This is a genomic window from Enterobacter asburiae, assembly GCA_011754535.1.
Taxonomy (GTDB): domain Bacteria; phylum Pseudomonadota; class Gammaproteobacteria; order Enterobacterales; family Enterobacteriaceae; genus Enterobacter; species Enterobacter cloacae_N.
Genome location: JAAQVN010000001.1, coordinates 2,199,264 through 2,215,448, shown reverse-complemented (window position 1 = coordinate 2,215,448; position 16,185 = coordinate 2,199,264). Strand labels below are relative to the sequence as shown.

Genomic DNA, 16,185 nt, shown 5'->3' with positions numbered 1-16,185 from the left:
GGTTTTATTCTCAGTAGTACTCAATCGTATTCTTGATGGTGTACTTGCGCTCAACGGCAGGCTTAACGCTGTCGTCAATGATGGTGAGATCGCAGCTGACCGGGTTGTTGTGTCGATCGTAGTCGCAGCTCTGCGTCACGTTGCCGAGCGGCTTGTCGTTTAACAGGCTCACGGCCGAGTAATCCATTCTTTTGCGCAGATCCTTTGACGGTGTCGACTGCACCGATAAATTCTGATCCCCGGAGACAGTGGTTTTGCCCAGCGGATAGCCATCCGCATCGTATCGATACTTCACTTCCATCTCTTTGCCGTGCGCGGCCACCACAAAGCCATTGTCGTCGGTATCCCACGTCACCCCGGCTGACGGCAGTTCGGCCAGCTGGCATTTGCCCTGCAGCTTCACCTTACGCTGCTGGGTTTCTGCATCAATGTAGTAGTTGGCATCCAGCACCAGCGCTACGCCCGTGTTAGCCTCCAGGTCGTGCAGTTCCAGCGTATCGAAACACCCTTCCGCCGACACGGTACCGGTGACCCGTTTGGACACTTCGCCCTTCTCGTTGAACAGCGTCTGGGTAAAGTCTTTGACCGGGCCGCGCAGAGGGTCAAAATCAAACTCGTTTGAAAAACTCGCCATCTCCGGTGTAAACGACAGCGGCGCGGAGTTGTTGTCACACCCTGCGAGAGCGGCTGCCAGGAGCGTTATCGCTGCATATTTCTTCACATTCTTTACCAATACAGAGAGATTATTCCCAATCATATTAGCAAATACAGTTGTTTACACGAAGCATGCTAAAATTAATCTATACACAGAGAAAAGGAGCTACAGATGAAACGGTTACCCTGGATTACCGCCCTGCTGTTAATGAGTGCTTCAACCGCCGCGCTGGCGGCACCCGACTCCTGCGAGCGCGTGAAAAGCGACATTCAGCAGAAGATTATCAACAACGGCGTGCCGGAGTCAGGTTTTACGCTGAGCATTGTGCCGAATGATCAAGCTGACCAGCCGGACGCGCAGGTGGTGGGCCACTGCGCCAACGACACCTTTAAAATTTTGTACACCCGTACAGGCAGCGGGGCTACTGAAGCTCAGTAATTTACCCTCAATCCCCTTTGACTTGATTAGGATTAAGATCTAATACCTCCAAATAAGTAACACTCACCCCATCATTAGCCCGGTTGTAATCACGGGTAAAAATAATACGTAATCTCAATCCTGGGGTGAGCCATGTCTGAGGTCGATCATCACGGCGGTATTAGCCGCCGAACTCTCGTGAAATCTACCGCAATAGGTTCTCTGGCGCTTGCCGCTGGCGGGATCTCGCTTCCTTTTGGTCTAAAAAGCGCAGCCGCTGCGGTGCAAAATGCCGTCCAGCCTGCGGAAGATAAAGTGGTCTGGGGTGCCTGCTCGGTCAACTGCGGCAGCCGCTGCGCGCTGCGCCTGCACGTCCGCGACAATGAAGTGTACTGGGTCGAAACGGATAACACCGGTGAGGATATCTATGGTAATCACCAGGTCCGAGCCTGCCTGCGCGGGCGCTCTATTCGCCGCCGCATCAACCACCCTGACCGCCTGAACTACCCGATGAAACGCGTGGGCAAACGCGGTGAGGGCAAATTTGAGCGCATCACTTGGGATGAAGCGCTGGACGCTATCACTGCCAGCCTGAAAGACGTGGTCGACAAATACGGCAACGAAGCGGTGTATATTAACTACTCCTCCGGCATTGTCGGCGGCAATATCACCCGTTCCTCTCCTTACGCTTCGCTGGTGGCGCGCCTGATGAACTGCTACGGCGGTTTTCTGAGCCACTACGGCACCTACAGCACGGCGCAAATCGCCTGCGCCATGCCCTATACCTACGGCAGCAATGACGGGAACAGCACCTCGGATATTGAAAACACCAAACTGGTGGTGATGTTCGGCAATAATCCGGCGGAAACGCGCATGAGCGGCGGCGGGATTACGTATTATCTGGAGCAGGCTCGCGAGCGGTCCAACGCGCGCATGATCGTTATCGACCCACGCTATACCGATACGGCAGCCGGACGCGAAGATGAATGGATCCCGATCCGTCCGGGTACTGATGCCGCACTGGTGGCAGGTATTGCCTGGGTATTGATCGACGAAAACCTGGTCGACCAGCCGTTCCTGGACAAATACTGCGTTGGCTATGACGAAAAAACGCTGCCGGAAGGCGCCCCCGCGAATGGTCACTATAAAGCGTATATTCTCGGCCAGGGGGATGACAACACGGCGAAAACGCCTGAATGGGCCTCGCACATCACCGGCATTCCGGTAGATCGCATCATTAAACTGGCCCGCGAGATTGGCTCTGCAAAACCGGCCTATATCAGCCAGGGCTGGGGACCACAGCGACAGGCAAACGGAGAACTGACCTCCCGCGCCATCGCGATGCTGCCGATCCTCACAGGTAATGTGGGGATCAACGGTGGCAACAGCGGCGCGCGCGAATCCAGCTACACCATCACTATCGAACGTATGCCGCTGCCGGAAAATCCGGTTAAAACGCAAATATCCTGCTTCAGCTGGACGGATGCCATCGTCCGTGGCCCGGAAATGACTGCCCTGCGCGACGGGGTGCGCGGTAAGGATAAGCTGGACGTGCCGATTAAGTTCATCTGGAACTACGCGGGCAACACCATTATTAACCAGCACTCCGATATCAATAAAACTCACGAGATCCTGCAGGACGAAAGTAAATGCGAAACGATCGTCGTCATTGATAACTTCATGACCTCGTCAGCGAAGTACGCCGATATCGTGTTGCCGGACCTGATGACCGTCGAACAGGAAGACATCATTCCTAACGATTATGCAGGCAACATGGGCTACCTGATTTTCCTCCAGCCCGTGACTGCACCGAAGTTTGAGCGTAAGCCCATCTATTGGATCATGAGCGAAGTGGCAAAACGCCTCGGGCCGGATATTCATCAGAAATTTACCGAAGGGCGCACGCAGGAAGAGTGGCTGCAGTATCTGTATGCCAAAATGCTCGCAAAAGATCCCGCACTACCGTCCTATGACGAGCTGAAAAAAATGGGCATTTATAAGCGCAAAGATCCGAACGGACACTTTGTGGCCTATAAAAAATTCCGCGAGAACCCGGAAGCCAATCCGCTGAAAACGCCATCGGGCAAGATTGAAATTTACTCCAGCAAGCTGGCGAAGATTGCGGCGACCTGGGAGTTGGCAAAAGACGAGACCATTAGCCCACTGCCCGTGTACGCATCAACCTTTGACGGATGGGATGCGCCCGAGCGCGCGCAGTTCCCACTACAGCTGTTCGGTTTCCACTTTAAAGCCCGAACCCACTCGAGCTATGGCAACGTCGACGTGCTGAAAGCGGCCTGCCGCCAGGAGGTCTGGCTTAATCCTGTCGATGCCGAAAAACGCGGCATTAAGAACGGCGATACGGTGCGCGTCTTTAATAGTCGCGGTGAGGTGCGAACTGAAGCAAAAGTGACGCCGCGCATCATGCCCGGCGTGAGCGCGATGGGCCAGGGAGCCTGGCACGATGCCAATATGAGTGGCGATCGTATCGACCACGGCTCATGCATCAACACGCTGACGACCCATCGACCTTCTCCGCTGGCAAAAGGCAACCCGCAGCACACCAATCTGGTGCGGATTGAGAAGGTGTAAAAGGTGAAACGCGAGACCATAGTTTATTCAATGGTCAGTATTATCGGTTATCACAGTCGCGCGGGCGTCGTCCGCGCAAGCAAGGAAAGTTTAATGGAAGACGTCTCACATCGTGAATCGTTCGCGTTCAGCGCCAGGGTACTGGGCGCGCTGTTTTATTTCGCTCCCGACAGCGAGCAGGCCGCGCCGCTGGTGAGCGCTCTTACCGCTGGCGAATGGGTTCAGGACTGGCCCCTGCCGCCGGAAGCGCTGCAGCCCGTTGCCGATACGTTTGCCTCATCTTCCGATGAACCGCTGACCGACGCCTGGCAACGGCTGTTTATTGGTCCTTATGCCCTGCCCGCTCCGCCGTGGGGTTCCGTCTGGCTGGACCGTGAATCCGTGCTGTTTGGCGATTCGACCCTCGCGCTGCGACAGTGGATGCGGGAGAACAATATCGCGTTTGAGATGCAGCAACAGGAACCGGAAGATCACTTTGGCACGTTGCTAATGCTCGCGGCGTGGCTGGCCGAGAATGGCCGCGAAGCGGAGTGCGCTCAGCTTCTGGCGTGGCACCTCCTGCCGTGGAGCACCCGCTTCCTGTCAGTGTTTGTCGATAACGCCGGGCATCCGTTTTATACCGCGCTGGGCAGGCTTGCGCAGCTGACGCTGGCGGACTGGCGATCCGGACTGCTTATTCCGGTTGCGGAAAAGACGCTGTATCGCTAGAGGTGTGGCTTGCTCGCCGGTGGCGGGCAAGCCTTTAACTTATACCTCGCCACCTGATTCACTCGCACTCTCTTTACTCTGAATGAACCGAAGTGCCAGATAGAGGTCTGGCGCCAGAATCATGTCATCATCATTCATCGTTGGCCGACTCTCTTTAAACCAGCGCGTTAATTCCGTTTTTCTGCCCGCCAGGATTAACGTAATCTTTCGCCCCTTCAGGTCACGCTTTAACTCATTAATGGTTGCCAGGACGCTGATGTCTGAATAGGTGAAGCAAGCAACGGCATCAATGACCACCCATTTAGGTTGTAATGCAGTACCATCAACCAGGTTCAATACCCGACGTTTAAAATAAGCCACATTAAAATAGGTCAACGGTGAGTTAAATCGATACATCAGCACGCCCGGGACCATTTTAATATCGGTTGTATTACCTAATGAGTGAATCATTCCATCTTCGTCAGTGCCCAACAAGTGCTCAGAGGGACGAAACACTGTACGAAGGAACTGTAACAGGCCAAGCAACACCGCAAGGCCGATCCCCTGGATAACGCCGATAATTAAAACACAGCCAAAAGTGAAGAAGGCCAGGCGGAATGCCTGTTTATTTCTGCGCCTCAGGTTCCAGAGCCCACGTAAATCAATTAATGACCACGAGGCATACATTAGAACAATACCTAATGCAGATACCGGAATAAATTGTAATGGCTGGGTGAAAAATACCACAACGATACCGATGAGTAAGGCCGCGACTATGGAAACCAGCTGACTTTTCCCACCCACTGAATCATTAACCGCGGTCCGGGAATCAGCACCACTGATAGCAAACCCCTGGGATAACCCAGACATAATGTTCGCAATACCCAGCGCTCTGAACTCAGCATCAGCATTGATTTCATAACCATTTTTCGCGGCAAAACTGCGGGCGGTCAGCATCAGACTCACAAAACTGACCAAAGCCAGGTTCAGCGCCGGGATCACCAAATCACGCATCGGACCAGGCTGGAATTCCCCCCAGTTAACGACGGGTAAGCCAGACTGGAAGCCATCTCCCCCAATCGTGGCAATACCATACTGTTGCGCAGCTGTTCCCCACACCAGAACCGTTGTCAGTACAATGGCAATCAACGGTGCTGGCCAGTGGCTACGATACGTTTTAATAACCATTAAAATAATTAACGTTAAAAGTGATATCCCTATGGTTAATAAATGGCTGTCTGACAATCGGCCTGGCAAGGCTATTATTTTTTCAATAACCTGTGCTTCATCTAGCTTGATCCCTAAAACCTTGCCTAATTGCCCGACAATAATCGTCACGGCTACGCCATTTAGCAAACCCGTAAGAATGGGATGAGAAAGCAGATCGGCAAGTGCGCCCAGACGAAACTTACTGGCAAGCAGGCACCACCCGCCCATCATCAATGTCATGATAATCGTCAGTTGCCAGTGCAGTTCGGGATTACCTGCAGAAAGCGGAAAGACGACGGCCGCAATCACCGCGCAGGTTGTGGCATCAGGGCCAACAATAAGCTGACGTGAAGAACCAAACAGTGCATACGCTATCATCGGTAAAACGCACGAATAAAGCCCGACTATTGCCCCAACCCCTGCCAGCTCAGCATAAGCAATAGCTACGGGTAGCGCTACAGCCGCAACGGATAACCCGGCTTTAACATCCTGTTTCAGCCAACTTTTATCGTAGGCTAACAAATTTTGTAGCCCTGGCATGTAGTTTAATAAAACTCTTCCGAACACGTTATTCTCCGGATATAGATATCACCCACGTAATATTGGCACACTTCTTTACGAGGTTCTGGCTTTCAAATGCTCCGGATAAAGGATAGCGTTGCATCGACCCGTTGTACTCACAGCCAAAAGCGGACGTTATGCTAATCAATGACGAGAAGGTCGGGTTGGTTCTTACGTTTAGCCAGTTTCTTTTGCAAAAAGATAACGATGATTGGGAACCCTAATGCGGAAATGGCGCTAACCGTTAGTAACGTGTTCATTTTTTGTTGTGTCATGTCATACCCAGGTAATAAAAAAGAAGACAAAAAAAATGCGATCGTTGTAATCAAATACATCATTGATGTTTGTAATGACATGAATCCTGCGCGTTGCCTGTTATCAGGAAACTGAATCGTAACCGCCGAAGATGAAACCAGACGACTATAAGATGCACCGAGAAATAAAGTAATAAATAGCGCCGGATGCGGAAGCCCCAGGATTGGTATGAGCAAACTCAGAATAAAAACGATAGTTGAAGCTGTCGCCAGAACCACAGCAGAAAAACGTGTCGTTAACACGCCTGTCATTTTTGTCGACAGGTACCCTGCCATCCCCCCGCCGAAGAATAGCCAGGACAACATGTCCTGAGAAGCGCCAGGCTGCTGTAACAGTAATGGTACCAGAACAGGAACGACCAGCATTGGGCTAAACTGTACAAGCGCATTAGCGGAAGCAAACAGTAAAATATCCACATTGAGAGGCTGCGAATGGGGTGTCTCGAAAGAAACGCGATCTTGTGGAATGATGGTGACAATCAGTGGCAACGCCAACAAACACAGCGTACTGATGAACCACAAAGCGATATGCCAGCCATAATGAGTACATAAAAATAATATTGTGGGCATTCCCGCAATGCTTACTATCGAAAATGACGCAATCACCGTCGCTAACATTTTTCCACGCAAGTGAGTCGGTGCGTGGTTTATCAATATACTGATACCCACCCCCATTGTGGTACCGCCCAACAATCCTGCACAGAATCGTAATGTAAGCAAAAGGCTAAAACTGGAAGTCAATGTCGTTAAAAAGGTCAGCAGCCCCAGGAGAGCCATATTGGCGATGAGAAAGCGTTTCTTATTAAAACGACCGATCCAGTAAAAAGCGATAATGCCCGACAGAACGGCACCTGTTGTGTACAGGCCAGAAACGTAGCCTGAGAAGGATACGGGAACAGCAAAATCAGCCGCCATAAAAGCAAAAATAGGGTTGAACATCATATATTCCAGCGCATTCGTGAACTGGATAAAAGCAATTACAGCAGCGATTCGTATGAGGGTTTTATGATTTAACGTTTTTGTGACCAGTGGCATAGCAGGCGACCTGTGGATGAAAGATATCCGAGTTTAACCGCTATCAAATCTGTTCATTAGATGGTAAAAATGGCACTTATTGTTATCATTTATGGGATAATCAATGCGGCCGCCTCTGGATTTTAATACCCTGAAAGTGTTCATTGCTGTGGTTGAAAAAGAGAGTTTTGTTGGGGCATCCAGGGCGCTGGAAATGCCGACATCAAATGTGAGTCGTTGTATTTCTCAGTTAGAAGACAAACTCAATCTTCAGCTTATAGAGCGCAGTACCCGCCATATGAAACTCACCCAGGCGGGCCACCTGCTCTATAACCGAGCGAAGCCAATACTGGAGGCACTTGAGCAAACTGAAACAGAATTAACGTTGCGGCAAATGCAGCTTAAGGGCCCGTTACGTATCTGTATTCCTAATGAAATAGGCCCGGTCTTGCTGGGATCTATAGTTGCCGATTTCGCCTGTCAGCACCCGGATCTGGAAATTAGCTGCGTCACAAATTTGTCTGGCTTTGAATCCGTTCGTGACGATCTGGATTTAGCGATCATTGTCACCCGTGGCCAGATGGATGACAGTGACTACATCGCTCGCCATCTGGTGACTATCCCTTGTACCATCGTTGCTGCACCTTCTGTCATTCAACGTTATGGCACCCCTTCTCATATACAGCATTTTGAAGAATTACCCTGTATTACAACCGTAAGCGCACTTAAAGGTGCTCCCTGGCAGTTTGTTAATAAAAAGGGGGGATTCGAGACGATAAAGGTTAAAGGCCATTACCGGGTAAACAGCGGAGAGATGGCAGGACGAGCGGCTGTAGCAGGTGTCGGTTTTGCCATTCTATCGAAACAAGCCTGCCAACCCTACATCAACGATGGACGGCTAATCGAGCTTAACTTTGAACAATCCCCTGCTCCACTGCAATTGTTCGCACTTTATTCAGATCGGCGCTACTTGCCTGCTAAAACACGAGCACTCATAGATTTCATGCATCAGAAATTGAGTAATATATCTTGCGTAACATAAGGCTCCCGATCGTGTGCAACAGGTCATCTGTAAGGTTCACAGGCATAAGCGCCCAATAGACAGATTAGACTTTAAGTTATTAACTATGCTCAATTAATAAGCCGCAGTTGAGGATAACGTTCTAACCACCGCTTCTTTTCAACGCGCCGCCTGAAGACGTCATATTTTTCCCGCTCAAACGCAGGCGTTGGTCTTAAACTCAGCTCAAACAGGTCATTAAGACCATAGGGTGCAATGACCTCAATAACATCGTTAGCGCCCAGCCTGACGCCTACAGCCGTCGCAGTTTCGGGCCAGTACAACAGCGCATTTTCTGTTGAGCGATAGGGATTATCACCATTACGCAGATGCATCCTGGCTTGATTCTTTACGGACCAGTCAAAAGCGGGCATCCGTTGCTTAAGTTTTTCTTCCAGATGACGTTCATCGTCTGGCGTACACCATTCGGGATCGAACCAGACCACATCCACATCGCCTGAAAAGGACTTTTTCCAATAGGCATGCAAGTGATCCCATACGGCATCCCTGACAAAACCCGCGCCTATCCAGCAATCAGGAAGTTGCAAATCACGAACCGCGTAAAGCACCTGCATTCGTGAAGGATCAAGTGACAATATTCTCTGCAATGAATTTAAATAATCCATTATTATTCCCGTCATCAAAAGCACCGCCCCGTCATCTTAACCGGAGCGGCTAAAATTCGTCGCTATTGCGCGCTCAAACTCATAAGCAACCGCCATCAAAAACTGTACGTCACCTTCAAGCTCCCCGTGGGGGACGTTTTACGTTGTACGATCGGGCTGTCACCCGCATCCCCCGTCAGTTGCGTAACCCCCGCAGCGGCAAGCACGCTCCAGCGCGAGGTGAGCTTGTGGGCCCAGTCAAGATTCATAGACCAGGCATAAATCCCGGCCCCGGCGTCATGTCGGGCAAACCCCGATGCGCTCGACTGCGCGTCACTGACGCCATAGTACGTCTGCATATACTTGCCGGATCCCCAACTGCCGGTCAGCGCCAGCGTCACCTCATTTTTTGAGGAGGCATAGAGCGGGCTGGAAATGCCGAAATGCACCGCCTCTCCGTTGTCTCTCTCAGAAACCGGCACCTCAGCCTGCAGCTGCAGGTTAAGCCAATCGGTCACCTTGTACCCCAGCCCGGGCACAACGATTGCCGAGCCTTTTATCTCGCCCATTCCACGCAGCTCGTCGCTGCCGGAGGCGATCGAATCGCTGCTGACGTCTTTATCTTTACGGCCTGCGCGATAGCTCAGGGCTGCACTGTAATCGAAATTACCGATGTTATTGCCGTAACCGATACCCCGCGTGGTGCTGATAAAGAAGCCATTCGCCATCGAGTAATCCACCACCTGAGCCGCGCTGACGCGGCTTTTATCCGAACCCGAGTAGCGTGGCGCGACGTCCGCGCCGCCCCCCAGAGTTAAGACATTGTCCTTCTGCTCTGCCGCCATTACCGGGGTGGCCAGTAACGCCAGAACAACGCCCGGCACTATGCTTTTTAGTCTGAAGCCCGAAAGTGAATGGAGGAACGTATGACGCAGTTCGATGTTTCTCATTAAAGAAGCCCTTATGGATTCAAATGGTTGCGATGCAAGCGGTTAAACGCCAGGACGCCCATTTTGAATACCGACCCTAAGGTTCTTATGAGCCGAAAATGAAGAAACGCTGAAGCGCGAGCCGGTGCTGTAAACCGGACGGATTTCCTGCTACCGTTTTTTTCTTAAGTTGTTCTTCATCCACGGTTGTTACAGTTATCAATGTGAAAATTTTACTAATCGAAGACGACCTGGATCTCGGCAATGGCGTGCGTATCGCCCTTTCAGATCAAGGATTTGATGTCATATGGGTTCGCCGTAAAGAGGATGCGCTGCATCAGCTTGACGTCTGCGCGCCGGAACTTGTTTTGCTCGACCTGGGGCTGCCCGACGGCGACGGCATGAGCCTGATGACGCGTTTGCGCCAGCAGCTGAAGGGGATCCCCGTCATCATCCTAACGGCGCGAGGTACGCTGCAGGATCGCCTGTGCGGGCTGGATGCCGGTGCAGACGACTATCTTGTCAAACCCTTCGTTCTCGCCGAACTGCTGGCGCGAGTCAGGGCTCTTGCCCGACGCAGCTACGGTTTTGAAAATGAGGCAATAGAGATCCGGGGCTTATCGCTTCATGTACCGACGCGTCGCGTGACGGTGAGCGCGCGTCACGTTGAATTGACGGCCAGTGAATATGCGCTTCTTGAAACGTTGATGCTGCGCGCTGACCGGGTGATTACCCGACGTTTTCTGGAAGAAAGGATATTCGGCAACAAAGAAAATCTCAGTAATGCGCTCGACGTCCATATGGGGAATTTGCGGCGGAAAATTGGTGAAGGCTATGTGCGAACGGTGCGGGGCGTCGGGTACGTCATTGATACCGTTGCTGTTCAGAAGGTGACGGGGTAATGCGAAACGTCTGGTACCTCCTGAAGCGTCCCACGCTGGTACGGCGAATTATCATCGCTCAGATGGTGCTGCTCACCCTGCTGTGGTGTATTTTTTTGACCTTCATATTGTTGGAGGACCTGCGTAGCCCTCCGATACTCACGGGCAGTAAGACCTACGAAACCATTTTTACTCTTGTTGATCATATTGGCGAGCGCCCGCAGGACCGTAACGAGGTGCTGGAAGCGTTCAGTAAGGCGTTGCGGGAAGGCTATGGCGGCGGCGAAGATCCCGCATTATCAATCAACCTCATCGTTCGCAAGAATAACGCAATCATTTATTCATCGGATGGCGCTCCGACGGGGGTAATGAACACCAGGCTGGGGGAAATGCAGCGTGTTCAGAGTGACGGTCGTACCTGGACCAGCCGTACCCTTAAGTCCCCTCGTTCCGACGTGGAAGTTACGCTTTTCACCCCGGCCGGTAGCTGGAACTTCTTTATCTATCTGAACTCACGCGGCTATTACATTATGCCGCTGCTGGTCTGTATTCCTTTTCTTCTGTTTCCCGCGTGGCTGTCGATCCGCATTGCGATGCGTCCCTGGAGCAAGGTGGTGAATGAAATTTCATTACGCAGGCCAGACGATCTCTCTCCCTTAAAAGCCGGCCCCAGGCACAGGGAGCTTCGCAAAATGGTGGACGCGATAAACGATTTTCTTGCCAGAGTGCGGGAAAGCGCTGAACGGGAACGGGTTTTCATTGCTGACGCCGCGCACGAGCTGCGTACGCCGCTGGCAGCGATGCGCATCAACGTGGAGGCGCTGCAGTCCTGGGCGAGCAGCGAGAGCCAGCGGCAGCTGCTTGCAGGGATTGTGCGCAGCAACAGCCGGGCGGCTCGGCTCGTCAACCAGCTGCTGCTGATGATGCACAGTGAAGCGCGCATTGACACCGCGATGGAGCCCGTGCCGCTGACGTCACTCATACAAGAGCGAATGGCTGCGCTGGAGCCGCTGGCGTCCGGGCGCAGGATTGAGCTGGAATTCTTCGCTGAGGATGAAATCTGGATCGCTGGCGTCCGGGAACGTCTGATGTCGCTGATAGACAATCTTATTGAAAACGCCGTGAAGTACAGTCCTGAAGGCGGACGGATTCAGGTAGAGATACGCTCAGCAGATAAATCAGCCCAAATACGCGTCTCCGATGAGGGGCCGGGCATTCCGGTTGAATTGCGCGAGCGCGTCTTCGACCGGTTTTTCCGCGATCCCAATCAGATGCAGAGCGGAAGCGGACTGGGGCTTGCCATCGTCAAAGCGGTTGCACTGCAACATAACAGCAGCGTAAACCTGAGTACCTCAGCGGAAGGTGGCCTCCTGGTGACGGTTGACTTCCCGGACCGCACGTTTAGCTAAACCGGAACAGGGTGTTCGATCGCAAATGCCGCAGATTGCTTCAAAAAAATTACCGTATTTGTTATATTGTTGTTTATTGCTTATTCACCTCTGCGGTGCCAAAAAGAACAAGATTCACCGCTACCCAGGAAAGAGAAATGTTAGATTACCGCTTCCCGACAGCTTTGCAGATGGTTCTCAGCGTAGCGATGGCGGAGCAACTAGGTGAACGTTCGACAAGTGCAATTCTGGCCTACGGCCTGGAAGCCAATCCGAGCTTTATCCGCAAATTGATGGTTCCACTCACGCGCGACGGCATTATCGTCTCAACGCTTGGCCGCAACGGCTCTATTCATCTTGGTCGACCGCCGGAAGAGATCACCCTGCGCGATATCTACCTTTCGGTCACCGAAGATAAAAAACTCTGGGCGTCGCGCCCTGACGTGCCGGCCCGCTGCGTGGTCAGCGCGAACGCCTGCTGGTACTTTAAATCGATTTCCGAAGAAGCGGAGCAGGCATCGCTCGCGGTACTAGCGCGCCACACCGTGGCAAGCGCGCTGGACGAGGTCAAAAAAGCCGATACCAGCGGGTGCGATCCTTTACCTGAACTTATTGCCCAGTACAAAAAAGCCCATTAATTTTCGCGAAAAAAAACCGCCTTTACGATAAAGGCGGTTTTTTGTTATCTGCGATATCCCTACGCAGGCAGAACCTCTCTTTCCACTTTGCCGCGCGTGACGAACTTACGCAGCGTCACGTAAAACACCGGTGTCAGGAACAGGCCAAACAGCGTTACGCCGAGCATCCCGGAGAAGACCGTGATCCCGGTGACGCCACGCACTTCTGCGCCCGCGCCGTGGCCGAGGATCAGCGGAATGGTCCCGGCGATAAAGGCGATGGAGGTCATCACAATCGGACGCAAACGCAGGCGGCACGCTTCAAGCGCAGCTTCCATGATGCCTTTGCCCTGAATTTCCAGCTCGCGGGCAAACTCCACGATAAGAATCGCGTTTTTACACGCCAGCCCCATCAGCACCACCAGCCCCACCTGCACGAAGACGTTGTTATCGCCACCGGTCAGCCAGACGCCAAACAGTGCGGAGAGCATCGTCATCGGCACGATGAGGATCACCGCCAGCGGCAGCGTCCAGCTTTCATACAGCGCCGCCAGCACCAGGAACGCCAGCAGCACCGCGACCGGGAAGACGATCAGCGCCGTATTACCCTGGGTGGCCTGCTGGAAGCTCAGGTCCGTCCATTCTATGTTCATCCCGTTCGGCAGGATTTGCTTAGACATCGCGTCCAGCTGCGTCATCGCCTGAGCGGACGAGAGCACGCGCGGGTCGGCATCGCCGATCAGATCTGCCGCCGGGTAGCCATTGTAGCGGATCACCGGGTCCGGCCCGTAAGTGGTCGTGATTTTTACCATGCTGCCAATCGGCACCATTTCGCCCTGGCTATTCCGGGTGCGTAAATTCGCAATATCCTCCACGCTGTCGCGGAACTGCCCGTCTGCCTGCGCCATCACGCGCCAGGTACGTCCGAACTGGTTGAAGTCGTTCACGTACGACGAGCCCAGATAGGTTTGCAGCGTACCGAACAGATCGGTCAGCGACACGCCCTGCGCTTTTGCCTTATCGCGGTCAACCTGCACGTCCAGCTGCGGAACGTTAGCCTGGTAAGTGGAGATTGGGAAATGCATTCCCGGCGTCTGCATAATTGCACCGGACATGGTGTTCACCGCGTTTTGCAGCGCACCATAGCCCAGGCCCGCGCGATCCTGAATGTACAGCGAGTAGCCTGACCCCTGACCCAGGCCCAGAATCGGCGGTGGCAGGATGGAGAAACCAAAGCCCTGCTGGATTTGCGCGATTTTGGCGTTGATCTCCGCGTTAATTTCCGCCGCTGAGTGCTTGCGCTGGTCAAACGGCTTCAGGCCAAAGAAGACCGTCCCGGTATTCGGCGTGTTGGTGAACTGCAGCGCGTTCAGCCCTGGAAACGCGACCGCGTAATCCACGCCTTCGGTGTTCATGCCAATTTCGCTCATTTTGCGGATCACCGCGTCGGTGCGGGCCAGCGACGAGCCTTCCGGCATCTTCACGCCGCCAATCAGATACAGCTTATCCTGGGTCGGAATAAACCCGCCGGGCACCGCTTTAAACATGACGCCCGCGGCACACAGCAGCAGAAGATAAACCACAAACACCGCGCCGCGTCGGCCAAGCGTTTTGCCCACCAGCCCCTGATAGCCGTTCGAGCTACGATGGAAAAAGCGGTTAAACGGACGGAAAATCCAGCCGAACAGGCGATCAATAAGCCGGGTCGGGAAGTCTTTCGGCGCGCCGTGCGGTTTTAACAGCAGCGCGGCCAGCGCCGGAGAGAGCGTCAGCGAGTTGATGGCGGAGATCACCGTGGAAATCGCGATCGTCACCGCAAACTGCTTGTAGAACTGACCGGTAACGCCGGAGAGGAACGCCATCGGCACGAACACCGCGCACAGCACCAGCGCAATCGCGATAATCGGCCCGGAGACCTCACGCATCGCCTGATGCGCCGCCGCAAGCGGCGCAAGCCCCTCTTCGATATTTCGCTCGACGTTTTCCACCACCACGATGGCGTCGTCCACCACGATGCCGATGGCCAGCACCAGCCCGAACAGGCTGAGGGTGTTAAGCGAAAAGCCCAGCAGATAGAGAATGCTGAACGTCCCCACCACCGACACCGGCACCGCGATCAGCGGAATGATCGACGCGCGCCAGGTTTGCAGGAACAGGATCACCACCAGTACAACCAGCACCACCGCTTCCAGCAGGGTTTGCACCACCGCACGGATAGAATCGCGCACGAAAACCGTCGGATCGTAAGGTGCCGCCCACTTCATATCTTCCGGGAAACGGGTGGACAGTTCCTCCATTTTCGCGCGCACCGCGTTAGACAAATCGATGGCGTTTGCTCCCGGTGACTGGAAGATACCAATCCCGACCGCGTCTTTATTGTTAAGCTGGGAACGCAGCGCATAGCTGCCGGAACCCATCTCGATACGCGCCACGTCGCGCAGGCGGACGACCGAACCGTCCTCCGACGTTTTCAGGACAATGTTGCCAAACTCTTCTTCGGTATGCAGACGGCCCTGAGCGTTAATGGAGATCAGGAAATCGCTCTCTTTCGGCAGCGGCTCGGCGCCAAGCTGCCCGGCGGACACCTGCACGTTCTGCTCCTGCATTGCCGTGACCACGTCCGAGGCGGTCAGCCCGCGGGCTGCAACCTTGTTCGGGTCCAGCCAGATGCGCATGGCGTATTCACCGGAGCCAAAAATCTGGATCTGCCCGACGCCGGGCAGACGCGCCAGCTCGTCCTTCACCTTCAGCGTGGCGTAGTTGCGCATGTACAGTGAATCGTACTTACCGTTGGGCGAGAACAGATGCACCACCAGCGTAAGCGTTGGCGACTGCTTCTGCGTCGTGATGCCCAAGCGCCGCACGTCTTCCGGCAGACGCGCCTCGGCCTGCGCTACGCGGTTTTGCACCTGTACCTGCGCCTGATCCGGATCGGTACCCGGACGGAACGTGACGGTCGTGACCAGCACGCCGTCCGAGCCGGCGACGGATTTCATGTACATCATGTTCTCGACGCCGTTGATCGCCTCTTCCAGCGGCGTCGCCACGGTCTCGGCAATCACTTTCGGGTTGGCGCCCGGATACTCTGCGCGCACCTGCACGCTTGGCGGTACGACGTCAGGATACTCGCTCACAGGCAGCAGCGGGATGGCGATTAATCCTGTGATAAAAATCAGAATCGACAGTACGGCAGCGAAAATGGGCCTGTCGATGAAAAAGCGGGAAAAGTCCATGGGAAGGATTCTCAGGTCAAGTG

At 53.7% G+C, this 16,185-nt stretch carries 13 protein-coding genes; 7 read left to right on the top strand and 6 right to left on the bottom strand.

Annotation, left to right across the window (positions count from 1 at the left end; genetic code table 11):
• Positions 1–10 precede the first annotated feature (10 nt).
• Positions 11–721 carry a YnfC family lipoprotein gene (locus HBM95_10480; protein ID NIH43357.1) on the bottom strand — a complete coding sequence of 237 codons (711 nt, stop codon included), beginning with the start codon at positions 719–721 and terminating at the stop codon, positions 11–13.
• A 105-nt stretch (positions 722–826) separates the two neighbouring features.
• Here HBM95_10480 and HBM95_10475 point away from each other — a divergent pair, with 105 nt between their 5' ends.
• The 3 genes from HBM95_10475 (at position 827) to dmsD (ending at position 4,372) form a co-directional block, all read left to right on the top strand.
• Positions 827–1,093, top strand: coding sequence for a DUF1161 domain-containing protein (locus HBM95_10475; protein NIH43356.1), 267 nt, complete (start codon positions 827–829; stop codon positions 1,091–1,093).
• A gap of 132 nt (positions 1,094–1,225) precedes the next feature.
• Positions 1,226–3,664, top strand: a complete 2,439-nt coding sequence (locus HBM95_10470) for a dimethyl sulfoxide reductase subunit A (protein NIH43355.1) — start codon at positions 1,226–1,228, stop codon at positions 3,662–3,664.
• A gap of 93 nt (positions 3,665–3,757) precedes the next feature.
• Entirely contained in the window at positions 3,758–4,372 is a 615-nt protein-coding gene (gene dmsD, locus HBM95_10465) for a Tat proofreading chaperone DmsD (GenBank protein ID NIH43354.1), read from the top strand.
• Positions 4,373–4,411: 39 nt separating this feature from the next.
• Here the strand turns inward: dmsD and HBM95_10460 are convergent, their stop codons facing one another.
• The gene (locus tag HBM95_10460; GenBank protein NIH43353.1) at positions 4,412–6,127 is read right to left on the bottom strand and encodes a SulP family inorganic anion transporter; all 1,716 of its coding nucleotides are present in this window, start codon (positions 6,125–6,127) and stop codon (positions 4,412–4,414) included.
• 134 nt (positions 6,128–6,261) lie between these two features.
• Positions 6,262–7,470, bottom strand: a complete 1,209-nt coding sequence (locus HBM95_10455) for an MFS transporter (protein NIH43352.1) — start codon at positions 7,468–7,470, stop codon at positions 6,262–6,264.
• Between the two features lie 103 nt (positions 7,471–7,573).
• Here HBM95_10455 and HBM95_10450 point away from each other — a divergent pair, with 103 nt between their 5' ends.
• Entirely contained in the window at positions 7,574–8,491 is a 918-nt protein-coding gene (locus HBM95_10450; GenBank protein ID NIH43351.1) for a LysR family transcriptional regulator, read from the top strand.
• An 89-nt stretch (positions 8,492–8,580) separates the two neighbouring features.
• Here HBM95_10450 and HBM95_10445 read toward each other — a convergent pair whose 3' ends face one another.
• Positions 8,581–9,135, bottom strand: a complete 555-nt coding sequence (locus HBM95_10445) for a nucleotidyltransferase family protein (protein NIH43350.1) — start codon at positions 9,133–9,135, stop codon at positions 8,581–8,583.
• A 95-nt stretch (positions 9,136–9,230) separates the two neighbouring features.
• Positions 9,231–10,064 carry a MipA/OmpV family protein gene (locus HBM95_10440; protein ID NIH43349.1) on the bottom strand — a complete coding sequence of 278 codons (834 nt, stop codon included), beginning with the start codon at positions 10,062–10,064 and terminating at the stop codon, positions 9,231–9,233.
• 203 nt (positions 10,065–10,267) lie between these two features.
• Here HBM95_10440 and HBM95_10435 point away from each other — a divergent pair, with 203 nt between their 5' ends.
• The 3 genes from HBM95_10435 to HBM95_10425 all read left to right on the top strand — a co-directional run bounded on the left by HBM95_10435 (position 10,268) and on the right by HBM95_10425 (position 12,950).
• Positions 10,268–10,945 (top strand): response regulator, encoded by a 678-nt coding sequence (locus HBM95_10435; protein ID NIH43348.1) that lies wholly within the window; start codon positions 10,268–10,270, stop codon positions 10,943–10,945.
• On the top strand, positions 10,945–12,333 hold the full coding sequence (locus HBM95_10430; protein NIH43347.1) for a HAMP domain-containing histidine kinase: 1,389 nt from the start codon (positions 10,945–10,947) through the stop codon (positions 12,331–12,333). Before HBM95_10435 ends, HBM95_10430 begins: the two co-directional genes overlap by 1 nt.
• Positions 12,334–12,470: 137 nt before the next feature.
• Positions 12,471–12,950 carry an Rrf2 family transcriptional regulator gene (locus tag HBM95_10425; GenBank protein NIH43346.1) on the top strand — a complete coding sequence of 160 codons (480 nt, stop codon included), beginning with the start codon at positions 12,471–12,473 and terminating at the stop codon, positions 12,948–12,950.
• Positions 12,951–13,009: 59 nt separating this feature from the next.
• Here HBM95_10425 and oqxB read toward each other — a convergent pair whose 3' ends face one another.
• On the bottom strand, positions 13,010–16,162 hold the full coding sequence (oqxB, locus tag HBM95_10420) for a multidrug efflux RND transporter permease subunit OqxB (GenBank protein ID NIH43345.1): 3,153 nt from the start codon (positions 16,160–16,162) through the stop codon (positions 13,010–13,012).
• Positions 16,163–16,185: the final 23 nt, after the last annotated feature.